Raw genomic sequence first — 20,367 nt, 5'->3', positions numbered from 1 at the left:
CGACCCGCGCGGTCGGGTATTGCCCGAATACCCCCGGCCGCCGAGTCCCGTCAACGAGTAAGGGAGACGTCATGAGCACCACCGTCGAGAACATCCAGCGCCAGATCGGCGAGAACCCCATCCTTATCTACATGAAGGGCACCCCCCAGCTGCCTCAGTGTGGGTTCTCCGCCCAGACCGTCCAGGCCCTGATGGCCTGCGGCGAGCGTTTCGCCTTCGTCAACGTGCTGGACAACCCGGACATCCGCGCCGAGCTGCCCAAGATCGCCAACTGGCCGACCTTCCCGCAGCTGTGGGTCGAGGGCGAGCTGGTCGGCGGCTGCGACATCGTCGCCGAGATGCACCAGTCCGGCGAGCTGGAGACGCTGATCAAGGCCGCCGCCGCGCGGGCCGAGTCCGGCGAGGGCGACGCCCAGGCCTGAGGGTCGGCGACGCCTCGAGGCCATGAAAAAACCCCGCCGGTGCGCCGGCGGGGTTTTTCGTGGGCAAGCCTTCGAAAGCGGCGGACGTCAGGCCTCTTCCAGGCCCTGCTCGCGCTGGGCCAGGTCCCAGCCCCCCAGGTCCTTGTAGCGGTTGACCATGGCGCAGAACAGCTCGGCGGTGCGCTCGGTGTCGTAGCGGGCCGAGTGGGCGGCGCTGTTGTCGAACTCGATGCCGGCGGCGCGGCAGGCCCGGGCCAGCACGGTCTGGCCGTAGACCAGGCCGGCGAGCGAGGCGGTATCGAAGCTCGAGAAGGGGTGGAAGGGGTTGCGCTTGATGCCGCAGCGCGCCACGGCGGCGTTCAGGAAGCCGTGGTCGAAGGCCGCGTTGTGGCCGACCAGCACGGCGCGGGTGCAGCCGTGGGACTTGATGGCCTTGCGCACCGGGCGGAAGATCTCGCCCAGCGCCTCGGCCTCGCTGACCGCGACCTGCTGGCGCAGCGGGTCGTCGAGGCGGATGCCGGTGAAGTCCAGCGCCGACTGTTCCACGTTGGCCCCGGCGAAGGGCGTGACATGGTAGGCATAGGTGGCGTCGGGCAGCAGGTTGCCGTCCGGGTCCATGGTCAGGGTTACCGCGGCGATCTCGAGGATCGCATCGCCTTGCGCGTTGAAGCCGCCGGTTTCCAGGTCCACCACCACGGGCAGGAAGCTGCGGAACCGCTGCGCCATGAGTTCGCGGGCCATCGCCTCGCTCATGCACCTCTCCTTGTCTGGGGCATCGTATCTCTAGACCGCGGCAGTCTACCAGCTTGGCCGCAGCGCGTCCCGTCGCTGGTGTTCGCTGGCGGCTCGTCGCGCTATAATCCCGGTCTTTCATGATCGTTTGCCTAAAGGAGCCTCAGCATGTCCGATGTCAAGAAGGTCGTGCTCGCCTATTCCGGCGGCCTGGACACGTCCGTCATCGTCAAGTGGTTGCAGGAAACCTATGACTGTGAGGTCGTGACCTTCACCGCGGACATCGGCCAGGGCGAGGAAGTCGAGCCCGCGCGCGCCAAGGCCCAGGCCCTGGGCGTCAAGGAGATCTACATCGAGGATCTGCGCGAGGAGTTCGTGCGCGACTACGTCTACCCGATGTTCCGCGCCAACACCATCTACGAGGGCGAGTACCTGCTCGGCACCTCCATCGCGCGTCCGCTGATCGCCCGTCGCCTGATCGAGATCGCCAACCAGACCGGCGCCGACGCCATCTCCCACGGCGCCACCGGCAAGGGCAACGACCAGGTGCGCTTCGAGCTCGGCGCCTACGCGCTGAAGCCGGGCGTCAAGGTGATCGCCCCGTGGCGCGAGTGGGACCTCAACTCCCGCGAGAAGCTGATGGCCTACTGCGATCAGCACGACATCCCGGTGGACTTCTCCTCCAAGAAGAAGAAGTCGCCGTACTCCATGGACGCCAACCTGCTGCACATCTCCTACGAGGGCGGCATCCTCGAGGATCCCTGGGCCGAGGCCGAGGAGGACATGTGGCGCTGGAGCGTCTCGCCGGAGGCCGCCCCGGACCAGCCCACCTACGTCGAGCTGACCTTCGAGCACGGCGACATCGTGGCCATCGACGGCGTGCCGATGAAGCCCCATGAGGTGCTCGAGAAGCTCAACAAGATGGGCGGCGACAACGGCATCGGCCGTCTCGACATCGTCGAGAACCGCTACGTCGGCATGAAGTCCCGCGGCTGCTACGAGACCCCGGGGGGCACCATCATGCTGCGCGCCCACCGCGCCATCGAGTCGCTGACCCTCGACCGCGAGGAGGCGCACCTCAAGGACGAGCTGATGCCCAAGTACGCCGAGGTGATCTACAACGGCTACTGGTGGAGCCCGGAGCGCCGCATGCTGCAGGCCGCCATCGACGAGACCCAGAAGAACGTCTCGGGCGTCGTGCGCATGAAGCTCTACAAGGGCAGCGCCATCGTCGCCGGCCGCAAGTCCGACGCTTCGCTCTTCGACGAGTCCATCGCCACCTTCGAGGACGATGCCGGCGCCTACGACCAGAAGGATGCCGAGGGCTTCATCAAGCTCAACGCCCTGCGCCTGCGCATCGCCGCCGGCAAGGGTCGCCGCCAGGATTGAGCCATCCCGACGCCGGCCGCGAGCCGGCGTCTTCCTGTCAGGAGGTTCCATGCTGAAGAAGCTGCTGTCCGGCCTGTTCGGAGGCCAAGAGGGCGAGCCGAAGGGCGCGCCCGCCGCCGAGCCGGTCGAATACAAGGGCTACCTGATCGTCTCCGAGCCCGCCGACCAGGGCGGGCAGTATCGCGTCAGCGGCTGGATCCGCAAGCCGGTGCCCGCGAGCGAGGAGCAGGCCGGCGAGATGCTCGAGCACCGCTTCGAGCGCTCCGACATGGTGCCCGGGCGCGAGGCCTGTGACGCCCTGATGGTCCGCAAGGCCGAGCGCTTCATCGACGAGGTCGGCGACGAGATGTTCTCGCCGCGCTGACAGGCGCCCGCCGTTCCCGTGCCGACGACGCCCCGCCCGGGGGCGTCGCTCGTTCCGGTCCCCGCCCTGTCAGCTCGCCTCCCAACGCCCTCTGCCGCCCCGCGGCGTCGCCGATCGGCGCCTGCCACACGTCATCTCGCGCTCGTCGTCTCCCGGCGCCTTGGTCTTTCGCCCAAGTGTGCCGGACGGGTGCGGCCGTTAGACTCGTACCACTGACGATGCGTGACATGACACGGAGCGTTCATGCGCCTGCTGCACCGTTCCTCGTCCTGGCGAGCCCTCTTCGCCGACGATACCGTGCCCAACCCCGCCACCTGGCCCGCCGTGCTGGAGCCGCTGCGCGCCGCCCTCGAGCGCCTCGGCCCGCATCCCGACCTCGCCGTGGCCCACGCCTGGCAGGCCGAGTTCGCGACCGCGCTCGAGCGCCTCGATCTGCCCGCCGGGCGGATCGGCCAGCTGCTCAGCGACCACAACGACTGGCTCTACCGGCGTGCCATCGAGCTCTCGCTCGCCGAGATGCGGGCCCAGGGCTGGGGGGCGCCGCCGGTGGCCTTCTGCGTGCTGGTGCTGGGCTCGGGGGCCCGCGATGAGAGCCTGCTGGCGCCGGATCAGGACAACGCCATGATCATCGCCGACTACCCGGACGCGCGGCACACCGAGATCGACGGCTACTTCCAGTCGCTGGGCGAGCGCTTCACCGCGCGCCTCGATGCGGCCGGCATCCCGCTCTGCCAGGGTCACGTCATGGCGCGCTTCCCGATGTGGCGCAAGCGGCTCTCGGAGTGGCGGTCGCAGCTCGCGATCTGGACGGCGGAGCGGCGCGTCAAGCGCGTGCAGCAGGCCAACATCCTGCTCGACTTTCGTCCGCTCTACGGCGAGCCGGCGCTGGCCGAGGGGCTGGCCGGGCAGGTGGCCGAGCATCTGCCCGGCGCACACCTCTTCCTCGACGAGATGGCAAGCCTGCTCGATGAGCTGCCCGTGGCCCTGGACCGCCTCGGCCGGCTGCGCGGCAGCGTGGAAGACGCCCCTCACGCGCGCGCCCTCGACCTCAAGCGCCAGGGGCTGCTGCCGATGGTCAGCGCGGTGCGCCTGCTCGCGCTTCGCCACGCCGTGCGCCCGCCGGATACCCGCTCGCGGCTGGCCGCGCTGGTGATGCGCGAGGCGATCACCGCGGCGCAGGCCGAGGCGCTGAGCGCAGCACTGGAGCGGCTGCAGGGGCTGCTCCTGGCGAGCCAGCGGCAGGCGCTGGCCGAGGGGCGCGTGCCGGATGGCTGGGTGGACGCCGGTCGGCTGGGCGAGGATCAGCGCCTGCTGCTGCGTCACGATCTGCGGGAGATCCGCGCGCTGGTGCGCCGCGTCCGTCGGGGAGGCTGACGCGCCGCCATCGCCGGCGCGTGTCGTCGGTTCAGGGCGTCGCCGGCGTGTCGCCCGAGTCCCGGTCCTGTGACGGGGCGCCGTCGGGGACATCGGTTGAGGCCGGCGCCTCGGCCGGCGCTTCGGGTAGCTCCATCACCAGGCAGGCGCCGTCCAGGCGCGTGGCCGCCTCGATCCACAGCCGCCCGCCGAGGTGGGCGACGATGCCGCGACTGATCGGCAGGCCCAGCCCGCTGCCACGCGGCCGCCCCCGGGACTCTCCGCTCTCCCGGTGCTGGATCTGGTGGAACTTCTCGAAGACCCGCTCGCGCTCGTCGGGGGCGATGCCGGGGCCGTTGTCCTCGACGGCGAGGCGGTAGTGGGTCTTGTGGCGTGCCAGGCGCAGCAGCACGCGGGGATCGTCATCGGCGGCGAACTTGCCGGCGTTGTCGAGCAGGTTGATGATCACCTGCTCGAGGCGGTCGGCATCGCCGATTACCCAGGCGGCCTCGGGCTCGATCGCCACCTCGAGGGTGACCCCGCGCTCCTCCTGGAGCCGCTGCACCGCCTCGACGCTCTGGCGGGTCAGCGCCACCAGGTCGAGGCGGGTCGGCGACAGGGTTAGGCGGCCGCTCTCGAGCCGTGCCAGGTCGAGGATCTCCTCGATCAGCCGCGACAGGCGCTGGCTCTCGCGCACCACCACGTCGAGGAAGTGCTCGCGCTTCTCGTCGGGCAGCGCCCGGTTGTCGCGCAGGATCTCGGCGAAGGCGCGGATCGAGGTGAGCGGCGTGCGCAGCTCGTGACTGACCATGGCCACGAACTCGTCCTTGAGGCGGTCGAGCTCGCGCAGCCGCGCGTTGGCCGCGCGCAGGTCCTCGCTGGCGCGGGCCAGCTCGCGGGACTGCTGCTCGAGGCGGCGGTTCATCTCGAGGGTCTCGGAGGTGGTGTCGAGGATGCGCAGGATCGCTTCCAGATCCGGCGCCTCGCCGCGCGCCACCGAGTCGATCAGCACCCGGGCCGAGGCGCTGCCCAGCGACCCGGCCAGGGCCTGCTCGGCCCGCAGCGTCAGCGCCGCGGGGGCGGGCTGGTCGTCATCGACCTCGTCGGCCTCGCCGGGATGAGCGGCGAAGACCCGCCGGCTGGCGGCCTCGCCCAGGTAGCGGTCGAGCAGGGCGCGTAGCTCGCCGCGGGTGGTCTGCCCCTGCCACAGCGAGGCCGGCACCAGGCCCTGGGGCATGGTCTCGGTGAACAGCGCCGCCTGGGTCTGCTCCAGGGCCGAGGGGCGGGTGAAGAGCGATACGCCCACCAGCAGGCCGACGTTCGCGGCGAGGCTCCAGAGCAGCGAGTGGGTGTAGATGTCCCAGCCCTCGAGGCCGAACAGCGCATAGGGGCGTAGCCAGGCGATGCCCCAGGGGCCGGTGGCGAGAAAGCCCGGGTCCAGCCAGCCGGACTGGGCGAAGCCCGGGATCAGCAGGGTCCAGGCCCAGACCACAAAGCCTGCGCCCATGCCCAGCGCCGCGCCGCGCCGCCGAGCGCCGCGCCAGTAGAGGCCGATCAGCAGCGCCGGGGCGAACTGGCTCGCCGCGGCGAAGGAGACCAGGCCGATGGTCACCAGGCTGTAGGTCTCGCCGATCAGCGCATGATAGAGGTAGCCGAGCAGCAGGATGCCCAGGATGCTGACCCGGCGGATGCCCAGCAGCCAGCCGGCCAGCTCCCCCCGGGTGCTCAGATGCAGGCGCCTGGAGCGCAGCAGCAGCGGCATCACCAGCTGGTTGCTGACCATGGTCGACAGGGCGATGGTCTCGACGATCATCATGCCGGTGGCGGCCGAGAGACCGCCGATGAAGACCAGCAGCGGCAGTGCCTCGAGCCCGGCGGAGAGCGGCAGGGTCAGCACGAAGCTGTCGGGGTCACCGCCGCCCAGCAGCAGCCCGGCCAGGGCGATGGGGATCACCAGCAGGTTGATCACCAGCAGATAGAGGGGGAAGAGCCAGCTGGCGCGCTTGATATGGCGCTCGTCGACGTTCTCGACCACCAGCACCTGGAACTGGCGCGGCAGGGTGAGGAAGGCGAGAAAGGCCAGTACCAGCATGCCCACCCAGCCGAGCGCCCCGCCCGGCACCGATTCCAGGCCCAGCAGCCGAGTGAGCTCGGGGCGTTCGCCCGCCTGGGCGAAGAGGTCGGCGGGCCCGTTGAAGAGCACGAAGACGGTGAAGATCCCCACCGCGAGGAAGGCCGCGAGCTTGACCAGCGACTCGAAGGCGATGGCGGCGACCATGCCCTCGTGGCGCTCGCTGGCGTCCAGGTGGCGGGTGCCGAAGAGGATGATGAAGACCGCCAGTACCAGGGCGACCCAGAACGACCGGTCGCTCCAGAAGCGCTCGTCGGCCAGCGGCAGATCGGCGGCCTGGGGGTAGTTGACCAGCACGGCATGGCTGACGGTGATCGCCTTGAGCTGCAGGGCGATGTAGGGGGTGATGCCGATCAGGGCGATCAGCGCGACCAGCGCCCCGAGGCTCGAACTCTTGCCGTAGCGGGCGCTGATGAAGTCGGCGATGGAGGTGAGGCGCTGGGCGCGGGCAATGCGCACCATCTTGCCGATCACGAAGGGGGCCATCAGCATCGCCAGGGTCGGACCCAGGTAGATCAGCAGGAAGCTCGGGCCGAACTCCGCGGCACGCCCGACGCTGCCGTAGAAGGTCCAGGCGGTGCAGTAGACGGCGATGGAGAGCGCGTAGACGGTGGGGGAGCCGATCAGCGAGCGGCCCTGGGCGGCGCGGCGATCGCCCCAGGCGGCGATGACGAAGAGCAGCGCCAGGTAGCCGAAGGCGAGCACCACCACCATGGGGCCGCCGGTCATCGCCCGTCACTCCGCATCCCGTCCCTCCTCATCGCGACGTTCCATCAGCCAGGCCATCAGGCCGATCACCGCACCCCAGGCGAGAAAGACGTAGGGCACCAGCCGGCTCACGCCGCCCGCCGAGGAGGCGGCGATCAGCACCAGCGGCGGCGAGAAGAGCAGCGCCGCCAGCACGATCAGGGCGATCAGGCGCTCCTTGCGGCGAGGCGTGTTCACGAGGCGTAGGCGTCCTCCCTGTCGAGGGCACTGGCCTGGAGGGCCAGCACCTGCTCCAGGGTCTCGATGCCCCTGGCCTCCAGGCGCGGCAGCAGCGCGAGCCACAGCTCCGCCGTGACCCGCGCATCGCCCAGGGCGGTGTGTCGGGTGCCGGGCGGGAAGCTCAGGTCGTAGCGGTCGGCCAGGCTGTCCAGGTCGTGACCGTCGAGGCTCTCGTCCAGCGCGCGGGACAGCAGCAGGGTGTCGAGCACCGGCATGTCGAAGCTGACGCCGCCCCCGGGCGGCTGGATGGCCAGCAGGTCGAAGGCGGCGTTGTGGGCGAGGATCACCGCCTCGCCGATGTAGTCGCGAAAGCGCGGCAGGGCCACGGAGAGCGGCGGGGCGCCGGCAACGTCGTCGTCGGTGATGCCGTGGATGGCGGTGCTGGCCGGGGGGATGGGGCGCTCGGGATCGACGCGCAGGTCGAAGACGTCGTCGGCCAGCAGCCGGGCGTTGACGATGCGACAGGCCCCGATGCTCACCACGGTGTCGCCGCGGCGCAGCTCCAGGCCGGTGGTCTCGGTGTCGAAGGCGACCACGTCGAGGGTGCGCAGGGGGCGTGCCGCCAGCTCGGCGTCCGGCGGGGGCATCTCGGCGATGCCGAAGTCGTGGAACTCCGGGCGCGGCGGGGTGCGCGGGCGCGGCGGGGCGACCCGGTCGGCCGCCGGCAGTGGCAGGCGCAGCCGGGCATGCAGGCCGTCATCGTCGGCCAGGCTCCAGGCGTCGCTGCCGTGCTGGCGCAGCACGTCGGCGACGCGGGGCGAGAAGGGCAGGGCGTCCAGGTGCTCGCCGTGCCACGCCTCGAGCTGGGACTCGCCGAGCACCCCGCCGCGCCAGACCAGGTCCAGGTAGACCCGCCGGTTGCCCAGGCACACCTCGCCCTCGAGCGCCTCGCGGCCCGCGTGGCTGGCCAGCCGCGGCAGCAGCGAATCGAGCAGCGCCAGCAGCGCCGGGGCATCGGCCTTGAGCCAGGCGGGCATGCCGATGGGCGTGATCGTGACGCCGTTTCTGCCGTGGCGGGCCGCGAGCGACGCCCAGAGGTCGTTGGACCACAGGTCGACCAGCCGCTCGCCCTGGCGGTGCATCTCCTCCATTACCCGGCCCATCTGCTCGAGCTGGTGCGCCAGCGCCCGGCCCTCCTCGTCGATCACCGCCTCCAGCCGCTGGCCCAGCACGCCGGTCGGTGTGGCCGTGCGCACGCCGATCAGGGCGTCGGCGGCGCTGCACAGGCTCGCGCTGTGGCGGCGCAGGGGCGGCAGCATCTCGGCGAGCTCGGCGCGGGCCCCCATCTCGCTGGACCAGGCCGCGGTGGTGTCGGTGAGGGTCAGCAGGGTCTCCCGGTGGCTGTGGGGCACGCGGCGCAGCACCGCGTGCAGCCAGCGCTCGCCGCAGGGCACCAGGAGCTCCCGGGGGGCGCCGTCGTCGGGCAGCTCGCCCAGGGCATCCTCGAGGCTCGCGATCGGCAGCAGGGCGTCGAGCCGCTTGCCGAGCCCGAGGCCCGGGTGGTCCTCGAAGAGCGCCTCGGCGGCCTGATTGAAGAGCAGCAGCCGGCGGTGGTGATCGCAGAGCAGCAGCGGCGTGTCGAGGACCTGGAGCAGGGTCTCGAGCTCCTGGCGCACGCGGGTCGCGCTGAGCGCCCCCTCGGCGTGGGCGGTGGCCAGGCGCTCGCGGTCGGCGCGCCAGGCCTCGCGCACGCGCATCAGGTCGGGGCCGAGGCCCTTGAGCCAACCCTCGGGGGGATAGTCCTGGCGGGCGTCGGGCTTGGCCACCAGGCGGGCCAGTTGTACCTGAAGGTGGCGCAGCGGCGTGAACAGCTGGCGCTCGAGCAGCAGGCCGACCAGGAAGATGGTGCCGCCGCCGGAGAGGCAGCCGAGCCACAGCCAGACCCGCGCCATGCCGGTGAGCCCGGCAAGGCCGTCGAGCCACAGGGCGAAGAGGATGCCGCCGAAGATGCTGACGCCGCTGAGCAGCAGCCACAGGCCGATCAGCCGCTGGCGGCGGGGCAGGCTCTTGCTGCGCCGACCCATCAGGAGGCCTCGGCGAGCAGCGTCTTGACCTTCTCGACCAGCGCCTGGGTCGAGAAGGGCTTGGTGACGTAGTCGTCGGCGCCCAGGGCGAGGCCCTTCTCGCGCTCCACCTCGCGGCCGTGGGCGGTGAGCATGACGATCGGCAGCCGGGCATGGGCGGGGTCGGCGCGCAGGCGCTCGAGGACGTCGAAGCCGCTGATGCCCGGCAGGCTGATGTCGAGCAGCAGCAGGTCGGGCGCCGACTCGGCGATGCGCGACAGGGCGCTCTCGCCATCCTCGGCGGTGTCCACCTCGAAGCCGGCCTGCTGCATCAGGAACTCCAGGGACAGGACGATGTTGGGCTCGTCGTCCACCACCAGCACCTTGGCCATGGGGGGCCCTCCTTGTATGTATGAAGATGCCGCCGCCTGGCGCGTGCGGTCCGGCATGCCTGCGTTCATGCAGCGTTACCGATCAGTTTAGTGGCCGCCCGAGGGTGGGCAAAGACGACCTTGGCAGGAGATGGGGCGCCGCGGCGTGCTAGGGTGGCGGGGATCACCCGGACCCCGGGGCAGCGACCAAGGAGAGAGGCATGATCAAGGTGCACCATCTGGAGAACTCCCGCTCGCAGCGCGTCGTGTGGCTGCTCGAGGAGCTGTCCGCCGACTACGAGATCGTCACCTACGCGCGCGACGCGCGCACCAAGCTGGCGCCCGCCGCGCTGCGCGAGGTGCATCCGCTGGGCAAGTCGCCGGTGATCACCGACGAGGCGCGGGACGGTCGGGTGGTGGCGGAGTCGGGGGCGATCCTCGAGTACCTGGTCGAGCGCTTCGAGGCCGAGCCCGCCCTGGTGCCGCCGGCGGGCAGTGAGGCGCGCGAGCGCTACCGCTTCTGGCTCCACCACGCGGAGGGCTCGGCGATGCCGCCGCTGGTGATGCGCCTGGTCTTCTCGAGCCTCGGCCGGCCGCCGGTGCCGGCGCTGGCCAGGCCCATCGGCCGGCTCTTCGCCCGTGGTGTGGAGCAGCAGTTCCTCGCCCCGGAGATTCGCCGCCTGAGCGACTACTGGGAGGCCGAGCTCGCGCGGGGGCCCTGGTTCGCCGGGGAGGCCTTCAGCGCGGCGGACATCCAGATGAGCTTCCCGCTGCTGGCGCTGGAGGCCGGCGGTGGCCTGGACGAGCACCCGCGGCTGCGCGCCTTCCTGGCCGCCTGTCGCGAGCGCCCCGCCTATCGGCGCACGGTCGAGGTGGTGGGAGAGTTCGCCCTGCCGTGAGCGCTGTTATGAGCGTTTCCTAGGAGCTTCTGACCATTCATTCTATTCGTTGATATTGCGGCCCCAGGGCATGCCCGGATAATGATCGCATTAATCTCCGAGTAAAGAGGTCGGGAATATGATCAAGTCCGTGTTCATGGGGCTGGGCCTGGTGCTGGCGGCGTCCCGCGCGGTCGCCGCCGATGTCGCGCCGCTGGTCGAGGCCGACTGGCTCGCCGAGCGGCTGGGTAGCGAGGACCTCGTGGTGCTCGACGTGCGCTCGGGCATCGACGACGGTGGCGATCGCGACAGCTTCGAGGCGGCGCACATCCCCGGCAGCGTCTACAGCAGCTACACCGAGGCCGGCTGGCGGGAGACCCGCAACGAGGTGTCCGGCCTGCTGCCGTCGGTGGAGAGCCTCGAGTCGCTGATCGGTGGGCTCGGCATCGACAACGACGACACCGTGGTCATCGTGCCTGCCGGCACCGGCCCCACCGATTTCGGCAGCGCCGCCCGGGTCTACTGGACCTTCAAGGTGCTCGGCCACGACGAGGTGGCGATCCTCGACGGCGGCTTCGCCGGCTGGCAAGCCCAGGAGCACGAGATCGCCAGCGGCGCGACCCCGCCCCCGGACGCCGCCGACTTCCAGGGCCGGCTGGACACCACGCTGATCGCCACCACCGAGGAGGTGCAGGCCGCCCGCGAGAGCCAGGCGCAGCTGGTGGATGCTCGGCCGGCGGACTACTTCCGTGGCGAGACCCAGTCGCCCGCGGCCACGGCGCCCGGGACCATTCCCGGCGCCCGCAACCTGCCCTTCCACCGCCTGCTCACCCAGCGTCAGCAGGCCTGGTACCTGGACGACGAGGTGCTCGGCGCGCGTATCAACGCCGCCGAACTGGATCGCGGGCTGCCCACCGTGGCCTTCTGCAACACCGGGCACTGGGCGGCCATCGACTGGTTCGTGCTCAGCGAGGTGGCGGGCTTCGACCAGGTCCGCCTCTACGACGGCTCGATGGCCGAGTGGACCCGGGGCGAGGAGCTCCCCCTGGCGCTGTCCGAGTAGGGCCCCGACGCGCCGCCGTCATCATCGACGGAGGCGCCCGACGAACCCCGCCGCGGCCTGGCCGCGGCGGGGTTCGTCTTGAGGGGTGTCGCGCGAGTGGCGCTCAGTCCCGAGGCCGGTCGACCTTCGGCCCCAGCGGCCCCAGCCACAGCCAGACCTGCAGGATCACCAGTACCGGCAGCAGCCAGGCCGGCGCGCCGGTCACCGCGTTGAGCAGCAGATGCAGGAAGAAGGCCGTGATGCCGGCGGTGAGGCCCACCAGCGGGAAGCGCAGGGGCCGCTCACGCCCCGGGAGGCGGAACAGGCGGAAGGTCGTGCCGACCAGGGCGCCGAAGGCGGCGGAGAGGCTCAGGGGAATCAGCAGGTCCAGCATGTCGCGTCTCTTGTTGAGGGAAGTGAGCCGAGGCAATGAGCGGCGGCGCGTGGGCCGAGGTCAGGGAGGGCGTCGCTCACTCGCCGCGGCGCAGCAGCCGCTCGCGCAGGGCGAGCTCCGCGCGCCCCAGCCACTCGTGCAGGGCGCGGGTGCTCTGGTGGAGGTGGTAGACCCGGGGCATCCAGGCGGCGAGGCCGGCGGGCGGAGGGCTCGCGAACTCGGTCGGAGCCGGCGTCACGGCCAGGCCCGAGCGCTCGAAGGCGGCCTGGGCGCGGGGCAGGTGCCAGGCCTGGGAGACCAACGCGATGCGCTGGATGCCGCTGGCGCCCAGCATCTCGGCGCTGAGGCGGGCATTCTGGGCGGTGTCGCGGCTACCCCCCTCCATCCAGCGCACCGGCACCTCGAACACCTCCCGCAGCGCCGCGGCCATCAGGCTCGCCTCGGCGCTGTGCTCGTCATGTCTCCGGCCGCCGCTGACCAGGATCGGCAGCCCGGTCTGGCGGTGCAGGTGGGCGCCGTAGGCGAGCCGCCGCCAGCTGGCATTGGCCGGGGCGTCGCCCCAGCCGAATTCCGGCGCGTCATAGTCGCGACCGCCGCCGAGAATGACGATGGCCTGGGCCTCGCGCAGCGCGCCAGGGCCGGCCAGCGCCGGCGGCTCGAGGCCCTGGCGCAGGGCGTGGCTGGCGACCGGGGTGGCCAGCACCAGCAGCCCGCCCAGGCCCAGCACCACCAGCCCGCCTCCGAGCAGCCGCCAGTGCGACCACAGGGCGAGCCCCAGCAGGGTCAGCAGCACGTTGATCAGCGGAGGGAACAGCAGGGTCTCGAGTATCGCCATGGTGAGGGGCTTCTTGTTGTTGTGGTGGTGTCGCGGTAAGGGGCTCGCGCGGGGCGCCCTAGAGATCGATCTTTTCCTTGAACTCACAGAGGTCCTCGATGACGCAGCTGCCGCAGCGCGGCTTGCGGGCCAGGCAGGTGTAGCGGCCATGCAGGATCAGCCAGTGGTGGGCATCCTGGCGGAACTCCCGGGGCACGTGGCGCAGCAGCTTCTGCTCGACCTCGTCCACGTTCTTGCCCTTGGCGATCCCCGTGCGGTTGGAGACGCGGAAGATATGGGTGTCCACGGCGATGGTGGGTTCGCCGAAGGCGGTGTTCAGGACCACGTTGGCGGTCTTGCGCCCCACGCCCGGCAGTGCCTCCAGGGCCTTGCGGGTGCGCGGCACCTCCCCCGCGTGCCGATCGACCAGGATCCGACAGGTCTTCATCAGGTTCTCGGCCTTGGTGTTGTAGAGGCCGATGGTCTTGATGTGCTCCTTGAGGCCGTCGAGGCCCAGCTCGAGGATCGCCTGGGGGGTGTTGGCCACCGGGAAGAGCCGGGCCGTGGCCTTGTTGACCCCCACGTCGGTGGCCTGGGCCGAGAGCAGTACCGCGGCGAGCAGCTCGAAGGGGGTGGACCAGTGAAGCTCGGTGGTCGGCTCGGGATTGTGGTCACGCAGCCGCGCGAAGATGTCAAAGCGTTTCTGGGCGTTCATGATCGGCTCGTCAGGAAGCGGCGGAATTCAGGGCGGCTCGGGCCTCGTCGAGGAGCCGCTGGGCGGCATCGAGCTGCTGCTGCGCCGCCTCACGGGCGGCGGCGTCGCCATGGCGCTCTGCATGGGTCTGCTGCTGGCGGGCCCGGCGCAGCGCCTGCTCCGCCGCCTTGACGGCCATCTGCCGCTGACGCTGGGGCGAGGGGCCGGCCGCGGGCATACCGGCCCCGGGCGTGTCTCCCGCGCGCTGGCGCTGCTGGATCAATCGCTTCTGGCGCTCCAGGCGCTTCTCGCGAGCCTCCCGCGCCAGGCGCCGCTCGCGGGCACGGTGACGCCGCCGGCCCAGTTCGGCACGGCGCGCCAGGTAGGCCTCGCGTTCCGCGTCGCTCTCGGCGGCCTCCCAGGCGGGGTGGGGCAGCAGGTCGATGCAGTCCACCGGGCAGGGCGCCACGCAGAGCTCGCAGCCGGTGCACTCGTCGGCGATGACCGTGTGCATGCGCTTCGCGGCGCCGAGGATGGCGTCCACCGGACAGGCCTGGATGCACTTGGTGCAGCCGATGCACTCGTCCTCGCGGATCCAGGCCACCAGCGGCGACTGGGCCGGCTCGGCCAGCGGCAGCGGCGGACGGCCGGTCAGCTCGGCCAGCCGGGCCACCGTCGCCTCGCCCCCGGGCGGGCAGCGGTTGATCGCCTCGCCGTCGACGATCGCCTCGGCGTAGGGGCGACAGCCCGGCTGGCCGCACTTGCCGCACTGGGTCTGGGGCAGCAGGGCGTCGACCGCCTCGATCAGCTCGGCGCGGGAGGCGTCAGTGGTTGTCGTCACCACGGTCGCTCAGCTGACCCGCTGGCCCGGCTCGGCGCCGGAGTCGGGGCTCAGCAGGGTGATGCCTTCGTCGTTGCCGGCGGCGAGCACCATGCCCTCGGAGACGCCGAAGCGCATCTTGCGCGGCGCCAGGTTGGCCACCATCACGGTCAGGCGACCCTCCAGGGCCTCGGGCGCATAGGCGGCGCGGATGCCGGCGAACACGGTGCGGCTCTCGCCACCCAGGTCCAGGGTCAGCTTGAGCAGCTTGTCGGCTTTCTCGACGTACTCGGCCTTGGCGATGCGGGCGATGCGCAGGTCGACCTTGGCGAAGTCGTCGAAGGCGATCTCGTCGGCGATGGGCGTCTCGGCCAGCGGGCCCTTGGCGGTCTCCTTCAGCTTCTGCTCTTCCACCAGATCCTCCTTCGATGCGGCCATCATGGCATCGATCTTCTCCCGCTCGACGCGGGTCATCAGCGGCTTGAACTTGGCGATCTCGTGATCCACCAGCAGGGTGTGGCGGCTGTGCCAGTCGAGGCTCTCGAGCTTCAGGAAGTCGCGGGCCTGGTCGGCCATGGCCGGCACCACCGGGGCGAGGTAGACCATCAGCTGGCGGAACAGGTTGATGCCCACCGAGCAGATGTCGAGCACCTCCTGCTCGCGGCCCTCCTGCTTGGCCAGCACCCAGGGCTCGGCCTCGGCGATGTAGGTATTGGCCTCGTCGGCCAGCTCCATGATGCGGCGCATGGCGCGGCCGAACTCGCGCGCCTCGAACTCCGCGGCGATCTCGTCACCGGCGGCGATGAAGCGGGCGACCATGTCGGGCTCGCTGCAGTGGGCGGAAAGCTGCCCGCCGCCGAGCTTCTTGACGAAGCCGGCGCAGCGGCTGGCGATGTTGACCACCTTGCCGACCAGGTCGCTGTTGACCCGCGCGGCGAAGTCCTCGAGGTTGAGGTCCAGGTCGTCGACCCGCGAGGTGAGCTTGGCGGCGAAGTAGTAGCGCAGGTACTCGGGGTTCAGGTGGTCGGCGTAGGTGGCCGCCTTGATGAAGGTGCCCCGGGACTTGGACATCTTGGCGCCGTTCACCGTCACGAAGCCGTGGCAGTTGACGGCCGTGGGGGTGCGGAAGTCGGCGCCGTGCAGCATGGCCGGCCAGAACAGCGCGTGGAAGTAGACGATGTCCTTGCCGATGAAGTGGTAGACCTCGGCGTCGGAGTCCTGGCGCCAGTAGGCGTCGAAATCGAGCCCCTCTCGCTCGCAGAGGTTCTGGAAGCTCGCCAGGTAGCCGATCGGCGCGTCGAGCCAGACGTAGAAGTACTTGCCCGGCGCATCGGGGATCTCGAAGCCGAAGTAGGGGGCGTCGCGTGAGATGTCCCACTCATTGAAGCCAGATTCGAACCACTCCATCAGCTTGTTGCGGATCTGCGGCTGGACGTGCTCGTCATCGATCCACGCCTTCAGGAAGTCGGCGAAGTCCGGCAGCTTGAAGAAGTAGTGGGTGGAGGTGCGCACCTCGGGGGTGGCGCCGGAGATCGCCGAGACCGGATCGATCAGCTCGGCCGGGGTGTAGGTGGCCCCGCACGCCTCGCAGTTGTCGCCGTACTGATCCTCGGCGTTGCACTTCGGGCAGGTGCCCTTGATGAAGCGGTCGGCCAAAAACAGCCCCTTCGCCGGGTCGTACATCTGCTCGATGTCGCGGGTGGCGATGTGCCCCTTGTCGCGCAGCCGGGTGTAGATCAGCTCGCTGAAATGGCGGTTCTCCGCCGAGTGGGTCGAGTGGTAGTTGTCGAAGGCCACCCCGAAACGCGAGAAGTCGGCCTGGTGGTCGAGGGAGACGCGCTCGATCAGCGCCTCCGAGGTGATGCCCTCCTGCTCTGCGCGCAGCATGATCGCGGTGCCGTGGGCGTCGTCGGCGCAGACGTAGTGGCACTCATGGCCGCGGCTCTTCTGGAAGCGCACCCAGATGTCGGTCTGGATGTACTCCAGCAGGTGGCCCAGGTGGATGTCGCCGTTGGCGTAGGGCAGGGCGCTGGTGACCAGGATCTTGCGCGGAGCGGTATTCGACATGATGGCTCAGAGGTTCCCGTAAGCGTGATGCATGGCGGCCGACTCGACGCCGGGGCGAAGTCGAGGCCGCCATGCGAAATATCCGTGAAATCAGGGCTGGGATTGTAGCATCTTCATCCTCCGCTGCACCCGCTCCGCGCTCGGCCAGCGGGGAACGCTGACGTCCGCCGCGTCGCGTGCTGGCAACGGAGCTTGGGGCTCCTCGTCGCCGGCGGACGACGTTTGGCAAGCCCCGGCGACTCGGGTAGTCCCTCTCCGTCGGCGGGGCCCCATTGGATGGCGTGGCCTGCCGACTGACTCATCAGCCTGACGTCACCTTCGCGGGACCCCAATGTTCTTCACGGAGGTATCTCCCATGGCATTTCGCCGTATCCTGCCCGTCATGGGCATTGTCGCGCTGCTTACCGGCTGTGCCAGCGGGGCCATCGCCCCAAACTATACCAGTGAGAATCCCGACATCATGCGCATCGGCAACGAGCGTCCCGCCGATCCCCAGGTGACCACCGAGAGCCTCGGCTCCTACTGCGTCAAGGTCACCGAGACCTGGAGTGAACAGGGAGAGACGCCAGATGGCCAGACGCTCTGGGCCCTGAGCACCCAGCGCACGGTGGTGCCCTGCAACTGAGCCAGGTCTGCTCATCGTGTCATGTCGGCTTGGGCCCGGTGCATGCGTGCACCGGGCCTTTTCGTGTGCAACGCCCGACCGATGGGACCCATCTTGCCGTGCCGGCCTCCTGGCAGCATGGTCGCCTTGCGCGGCCCTGTGCGCCGGGCCGACGGATAGACAGGACTAGAATGGGGAGAGGGCCCGTGCCATCGTGCGGTGCCGGCTCGGCCGGGACGCTCCCCGCGACGGAGGCGACGACACGGTCGATTACCGGTGGCGGCCGTCACACGGCGTCCGCCCCACGGGCAAGGGAAGGCGATATGCGAATCGAGCCGCGGCATGGGAAGCAGGCGCTGCTGGCGCTGGTGCTGCTCGCGGGGCTGGTGGCGCTGGGGCTCTGGATCCACCAGGCGGGCTGGATCGACCCCGTGCGCCTGGAGCGACTCGGCCTGGAACTTGGTCCCTGGGGCCCGCCGATGCTGGCCGGCGTGATGGCGCTCACCGTGGTGGTCGGCCCCATCCCGACCATGGTGGTCAGCGTGGCGGCGGGGATGATCTACGCGCCCCCGTTGGCATTCCTGGTCAGCATGGCCGGGGCCCTGATCGGCGCCGGCCTGAGCTTCTGGATCGCCCGGCTGGTGGGCCGGCCGGTCATCGAGCGGTTCCTGTACGGGCATGTCGCCCTGTTTCCCGAGTGCCCGCAGCGCATGCTCTTCGGCATGGTGCTCGTGGCACGGCTGATCCCCGTGGTCTCCTTCGCGCTGATCAGCTACGCCGCGGGACTCACGGCGCTCACAACGGGGCGTTTCCTGGTCGCGACGGCGCTCGGCATGGCGCCGATGACGCTGCTCTACGTGCTGGCCGGCAAGGGCATCGCCATCGACAGCGGCTGGGCGATGGCGGTGGGGGGCGTCCTGCTCTGCCTGCTGATCGCGCTGCCGAAGATGGTCGACGCCGGCTGGATCCCGCTGCCGGCGCGCTGGCGAGACTTCGTCGACCATCTTCGCCATCCCCGCTAGTCGCCTTGCAGAGGCCGCGCGTCATGCGCGGGCGATATGGCCTGTGCCTAGAGAATCGGAGTGTGGCGGCTCAGCCCGTCGCCGCCTGGCGATAGACCCCGAAGTGATCCAGGCCGCGATCGGCCAGGTGCAGCGCCTGCATGCGGCTCATCACGCCCTGGTCGCAGTAGAGCAGGTACTCGCGGTCGGCGGGCAGGTGCTGCGCCTGGTCCTGGAGCTCGTAGAAGGGGATCTCCAGGCAGGGCACGTCGGGAAGCGAAAGCGGGGCTTCCTCGCACTCGTCGGGGCGCCGGATGTCGATCACGCTGACCGCCGGCCGCTCGGCGAGATCCTCCGGCCCGTCGACGACCGTCACCTCGCCGGGCTCCCGGGGCTTCTCCCCCAGGCGGCTGGCCCGGGTCACGGTGGCGGCCTCGACGGCGGCCTCCAGCACCGAGAAGTCGAAGGCGGCCTCGGCGGCCAGCACCTGGTCGGTGGGCGCGCGGGTGTGGGGGCGCCGCGAGATCACCCCGCAGTACTCCGGCATCTGCTCGGCGAAGCGGGCGGTATCGATGCGCCGCGCCGTGTCGATGATCTCCTGCTTGTCCTCGGTGACCAGCGGTCGCAGGATCGGCCGCTCGCTGGCGGCATCGATCAGCGCCAGGTTGTTGAGCGTCTGGCTCGAGACCTGTGCGATGGCGTCGCCGGTGACCAGCATCGGGATGTTCGCCCGGGCCGCGATGCGGCTGGCCACGCGCACCATCATGCGCTTGAGGATCACTCCCATCAGGCCGTCCGGGATGCTGCGCAGGATCTCGGCAACCACGCCCTCGAAGGGCACCGAGGTGAAGTCGACGTTGTGCGAGGCGCTGTAGCGTCGCCAGAGGTGATGGGTCACCTCCTTGACGCCCGCCTCATGGGCCGGCCCGCCGAGGTTGAAGAAGAGGTAGTGCGTCTTGATGCCGCGACGCAGCATGCGCCAGGCGGCCACGGGCGAGTCGAAGCCTCCCGAGACCAGCGCCAGGGCCTCGCCCTGCACGCCGAGGGGATAGCCGCCGAGGCCGGGACGACGCGAGCGAATCAGCTGCAGCCGCTTTCCGGTCAGCTCCACCGACACCACCACCTCGGGATGCTTCAGGTCGACCCGCGCCGAGGGCTCGGCCGCCAGCAGGGCGCCGCCGAGGTGGCGCTCCAGGTCCATGGAGGTGAAGGCGTGCTCGCCGCGGCGCTTGGCGCGGACGCGAAAGCGTCGCCCGGCGATCGCCGGCGTCCAGTGGGGCACGATCCACTCGGCGGCCTCCTCGAGGGAGGCGCAGGCGACCTCCTGGGTCGCCAGCACCTCGTGGATGCCGGGGATGCGAGTCAGGCTCTCTTCCACCTCGCGCTCCCGTTCGGGGGGCAGCGTTTCCGGGAAGCCGACGCGCAGGGCGTCCCAGCCTGCCTTGACGCGCACGCCGGCCTCCAGCTGGCGCAGGGTATTGCGCACGTTGCTGGCCAGGCAGCGGGTCATGTGCTGGCGAACGGAGCGGGACTTGATGGTGATTTCGGGGTGGAGCTTGAGCAGATAGGTCATTCGAAGGGGGTAGCTGTGACGATGTGGCCGGCATTCTACCAATGACGCGGCGCGCCCGCACGGCGCCGTCTCGAGATGGGGGAGGGGGCCTAGCGCTCGCGCCCGGCGCGGGGCCGGACGCGAAGGCAGCGTCAGGCGACGGGCATCAGTAGAGTGCCTGCTCCTCCCGGGCGACTTCCTTGAGGAGTTCGAGGAAGAGGCGGTCGGCTTCCGAGTGCTCGGTCGGATCCTCGGGGATGTGCACGCTGGTAGTCTCGGAGATCTCGTTGGCGATCCGTGCCATCACGTCGCCGTCGCCCGGCTCGGTGAGCTGGCGCCGGGTGATCTCCAGTGACTGCTCGAGAATCTTCGGATCCTGCAGCAGTTTCTTGATGAAGCCCCGCAGCTCGTTGATCACGCGGGTCTTCTGGATTTCCGATGAGGCCATGACGTTCTCCTTGATGTAACCACGCCGTTTCGGGGACGGGCAGACGATACCACGTTTGTCCTCGCGCGTGACGCGTGAGCGCCCGCGCGGGCGCCCGCCACCCTGCCGCCCGACCATGGTATGAGGCCGCCACGCTCAGTCGAAAGATGGACAAATCTCGCGGCTCGGTTACTATTGATTACAAAGGAACACATGATGCAAAGGCATGAAGCGTTTGATGTCGTTTCTGCCCCATTCTCCTGACTCACGGTCGCATGACGCGATGGTCGATTTCCTCAATGGCGGGAGGGTGGGTGCGATC

General features: G+C 70.3%; 20 protein-coding genes. 8 read left to right on the top strand and 12 right to left on the bottom strand.

The features are described 5' to 3' along the window. Positions 1-71 precede the first annotated feature (71 nt). Complete coding sequence (grxD, locus tag C9F13_RS12545) at positions 72-422, top strand: Grx4 family monothiol glutaredoxin (RefSeq protein WP_108446608.1); 351 nt, start codon at positions 72-74, stop codon at positions 420-422. 87 nt (positions 423-509) lie between these two features. Here the strand turns inward: grxD and rnt are convergent, their stop codons facing one another. Beyond that, positions 510-1,175, bottom strand: coding sequence for a ribonuclease T (rnt, locus tag C9F13_RS12540; protein WP_108446607.1), 666 nt, complete (start codon positions 1,173-1,175; stop codon positions 510-512). A gap of 147 nt (positions 1,176-1,322) precedes the next feature. Here rnt and C9F13_RS12535 point away from each other — a divergent pair, with 147 nt between their 5' ends. The 3 genes from C9F13_RS12535 (at position 1,323) to C9F13_RS12525 (ending at position 4,281) form a co-directional block, all read left to right on the top strand. Then, positions 1,323-2,543, top strand: a complete 1,221-nt coding sequence (locus tag C9F13_RS12535; RefSeq protein ID WP_108446606.1) for an argininosuccinate synthase — start codon at positions 1,323-1,325, stop codon at positions 2,541-2,543. A gap of 49 nt (positions 2,544-2,592) precedes the next feature. Then, on the top strand, positions 2,593-2,907 hold the full coding sequence (locus C9F13_RS12530) for an HlyU family transcriptional regulator (RefSeq protein WP_108446605.1): 315 nt from the start codon (positions 2,593-2,595) through the stop codon (positions 2,905-2,907). Positions 2,908-3,150: 243 nt separating this feature from the next. Then, the gene (locus tag C9F13_RS12525) at positions 3,151-4,281 is read left to right on the top strand and encodes a DUF294 nucleotidyltransferase-like domain-containing protein (RefSeq protein WP_108446604.1); all 1,131 of its coding nucleotides are present in this window, start codon (positions 3,151-3,153) and stop codon (positions 4,279-4,281) included. A 31-nt stretch (positions 4,282-4,312) separates the two neighbouring features. Here C9F13_RS12525 and C9F13_RS12520 read toward each other — a convergent pair whose 3' ends face one another. From C9F13_RS12520 to C9F13_RS12505, 4 genes are read right to left on the bottom strand one after another with little or no spacing between them, the layout of a single operon-like run. Then, complete coding sequence (locus C9F13_RS12520) at positions 4,313-7,120, bottom strand: ATP-binding protein (protein ID WP_108446603.1); 2,808 nt, start codon at positions 7,118-7,120, stop codon at positions 4,313-4,315. A gap of 6 nt (positions 7,121-7,126) precedes the next feature. After that, positions 7,127-7,336, bottom strand: a complete 210-nt coding sequence (locus C9F13_RS12515; protein WP_108446602.1) for a hypothetical protein — start codon at positions 7,334-7,336, stop codon at positions 7,127-7,129. Beyond that, positions 7,333-9,402 (bottom strand): 3'-5' exonuclease, encoded by a 2,070-nt coding sequence (locus C9F13_RS12510; protein WP_108446601.1) that lies wholly within the window; start codon positions 9,400-9,402, stop codon positions 7,333-7,335. The genes C9F13_RS12515 and C9F13_RS12510 overlap by 4 nt, the downstream gene beginning before the upstream one ends. Continuing rightward, a complete protein-coding gene (locus C9F13_RS12505; protein ID WP_108446600.1) occupies positions 9,402-9,773 on the bottom strand; it encodes a response regulator transcription factor in 372 nt (123 codons plus the stop codon). Before C9F13_RS12505 ends, C9F13_RS12510 begins: the two co-directional genes overlap by 1 nt. 200 nt (positions 9,774-9,973) lie before the next feature. On the opposite strand from C9F13_RS12505, the gene C9F13_RS12500 reads away from it, so the two are divergent. Further along, positions 9,974-10,651, top strand: a complete 678-nt coding sequence (locus C9F13_RS12500) for a glutathione S-transferase family protein (RefSeq protein ID WP_108446599.1) — start codon at positions 9,974-9,976, stop codon at positions 10,649-10,651. A gap of 118 nt (positions 10,652-10,769) precedes the next feature. Continuing rightward, on the top strand, positions 10,770-11,693 hold the full coding sequence (locus C9F13_RS12495; protein WP_211310964.1) for a sulfurtransferase: 924 nt from the start codon (positions 10,770-10,772) through the stop codon (positions 11,691-11,693). Between the two features lie 103 nt (positions 11,694-11,796). Here C9F13_RS12495 and C9F13_RS12490 read toward each other — a convergent pair whose 3' ends face one another. The 5 genes from C9F13_RS12490 to metG form a co-directional block, all read right to left on the bottom strand. Then, on the bottom strand, positions 11,797-12,066 hold the full coding sequence (locus C9F13_RS12490) for a hypothetical protein (RefSeq protein WP_108446598.1): 270 nt from the start codon (positions 12,064-12,066) through the stop codon (positions 11,797-11,799). Positions 12,067-12,142: 76 nt separating this feature from the next. Further along, entirely contained in the window at positions 12,143-12,901 is a 759-nt protein-coding gene (locus C9F13_RS12485; protein ID WP_108446597.1) for a YdcF family protein, read from the bottom strand. 58 nt (positions 12,902-12,959) lie between these two features. Beyond that, positions 12,960-13,595 (bottom strand): endonuclease III, encoded by a 636-nt coding sequence (gene nth / locus C9F13_RS12480; RefSeq protein ID WP_108446596.1) that lies wholly within the window; start codon positions 13,593-13,595, stop codon positions 12,960-12,962. Positions 13,596-13,605: 10 nt separating this feature from the next. Then, positions 13,606-14,415, bottom strand: a complete 810-nt coding sequence (rsxB, locus tag C9F13_RS12475) for an electron transport complex subunit RsxB (RefSeq protein ID WP_108446756.1) — start codon at positions 14,413-14,415, stop codon at positions 13,606-13,608. 9 nt (positions 14,416-14,424) lie between these two features. After that, positions 14,425-16,461 (bottom strand): methionine--tRNA ligase, encoded by a 2,037-nt coding sequence (gene metG, locus C9F13_RS12470; RefSeq protein WP_108446595.1) that lies wholly within the window; start codon positions 16,459-16,461, stop codon positions 14,425-14,427. A gap of 355 nt (positions 16,462-16,816) precedes the next feature. Here metG and C9F13_RS12465 point away from each other — a divergent pair, with 355 nt between their 5' ends. After that, positions 16,817-17,086 carry a hypothetical protein gene (locus C9F13_RS12465; RefSeq protein WP_108446594.1) on the top strand — a complete coding sequence of 90 codons (270 nt, stop codon included), beginning with the start codon at positions 16,817-16,819 and terminating at the stop codon, positions 17,084-17,086. A 302-nt stretch (positions 17,087-17,388) separates the two neighbouring features. Continuing rightward, positions 17,389-18,087 carry a TVP38/TMEM64 family protein gene (locus C9F13_RS12460; RefSeq protein WP_108446593.1) on the top strand — a complete coding sequence of 233 codons (699 nt, stop codon included), beginning with the start codon at positions 17,389-17,391 and terminating at the stop codon, positions 18,085-18,087. 70 nt (positions 18,088-18,157) lie between these two features. Here the strand turns inward: C9F13_RS12460 and thiI are convergent, their stop codons facing one another. Then, positions 18,158-19,639: a tRNA uracil 4-sulfurtransferase ThiI gene (thiI, locus tag C9F13_RS12455; protein ID WP_108446592.1), complete on the bottom strand. Its 1,482-nt coding sequence runs from the start codon at positions 19,637-19,639 to the stop codon at positions 18,158-18,160. Positions 19,640-19,784: 145 nt separating this feature from the next. After that, positions 19,785-20,066, bottom strand: a complete 282-nt coding sequence (locus C9F13_RS12450; RefSeq protein ID WP_108446591.1) for a hypothetical protein — start codon at positions 20,064-20,066, stop codon at positions 19,785-19,787. Positions 20,067-20,367 lie beyond the last annotated feature (301 nt).

It is taken from the genome of Halomonas denitrificans, assembly GCF_003056305.1.
GTDB lineage: Bacteria > Pseudomonadota > Gammaproteobacteria > Pseudomonadales > Halomonadaceae > Halomonas > Halomonas denitrificans.
The sequence above is the reverse complement of the archived record's forward strand: the minus strand, read 5'-3'. Positions and strand labels throughout refer to the sequence as shown.

What these genes read in the sequence shown, in the direction of transcription:
- C9F13_RS12505 (WP_108446600.1), bottom strand. Translation starts at nt 9,773, where the DNA reads ATGGCCAAGGTGCTGGTGGTGGACGACGAGCCCAACATCGTCCTGTCC.
- C9F13_RS12525 (WP_108446604.1), top strand. Translation starts at nt 3,151, where the DNA reads ATGCGCCTGCTGCACCGTTCCTCGTCCTGGCGAGCCCTCTTCGCCGAC.
- grxD (WP_108446608.1), top strand. Translation starts at nt 72, where the DNA reads ATGAGCACCACCGTCGAGAACATCCAGCGCCAGATCGGCGAGAACCCC.
- C9F13_RS12500 (WP_108446599.1), top strand. Translation starts at nt 9,974, where the DNA reads ATGATCAAGGTGCACCATCTGGAGAACTCCCGCTCGCAGCGCGTCGTG.
- C9F13_RS12495 (WP_211310964.1), top strand. Translation starts at nt 10,770, where the DNA reads ATGATCAAGTCCGTGTTCATGGGGCTGGGCCTGGTGCTGGCGGCGTCC.
- thiI (WP_108446592.1), bottom strand. Translation starts at nt 19,639, where the DNA reads ATGACCTATCTGCTCAAGCTCCACCCCGAAATCACCATCAAGTCCCGC.
- C9F13_RS12535 (WP_108446606.1), top strand. Translation starts at nt 1,323, where the DNA reads ATGTCCGATGTCAAGAAGGTCGTGCTCGCCTATTCCGGCGGCCTGGAC.
- C9F13_RS12490 (WP_108446598.1), bottom strand. Translation starts at nt 12,066, where the DNA reads ATGCTGGACCTGCTGATTCCCCTGAGCCTCTCCGCCGCCTTCGGCGCC.
- C9F13_RS12450 (WP_108446591.1), bottom strand. Translation starts at nt 20,066, where the DNA reads ATGGCCTCATCGGAAATCCAGAAGACCCGCGTGATCAACGAGCTGCGG.
- metG (WP_108446595.1), bottom strand. Translation starts at nt 16,461, where the DNA reads ATGTCGAATACCGCTCCGCGCAAGATCCTGGTCACCAGCGCCCTGCCC.
- C9F13_RS12510 (WP_108446601.1), bottom strand. Translation starts at nt 9,402, where the DNA reads ATGGGTCGGCGCAGCAAGAGCCTGCCCCGCCGCCAGCGGCTGATCGGC.
- nth (WP_108446596.1), bottom strand. Translation starts at nt 13,595, where the DNA reads ATGAACGCCCAGAAACGCTTTGACATCTTCGCGCGGCTGCGTGACCAC.
- C9F13_RS12520 (WP_108446603.1), bottom strand. Translation starts at nt 7,120, where the DNA reads ATGACCGGCGGCCCCATGGTGGTGGTGCTCGCCTTCGGCTACCTGGCG.
- C9F13_RS12460 (WP_108446593.1), top strand. Translation starts at nt 17,389, where the DNA reads ATGCGAATCGAGCCGCGGCATGGGAAGCAGGCGCTGCTGGCGCTGGTG.
- rnt (WP_108446607.1), bottom strand. Translation starts at nt 1,175, where the DNA reads ATGAGCGAGGCGATGGCCCGCGAACTCATGGCGCAGCGGTTCCGCAGC.
- C9F13_RS12530 (WP_108446605.1), top strand. Translation starts at nt 2,593, where the DNA reads ATGCTGAAGAAGCTGCTGTCCGGCCTGTTCGGAGGCCAAGAGGGCGAG.
- C9F13_RS12485 (WP_108446597.1), bottom strand. Translation starts at nt 12,901, where the DNA reads ATGGCGATACTCGAGACCCTGCTGTTCCCTCCGCTGATCAACGTGCTG.
- C9F13_RS12465 (WP_108446594.1), top strand. Translation starts at nt 16,817, where the DNA reads ATGGCATTTCGCCGTATCCTGCCCGTCATGGGCATTGTCGCGCTGCTT.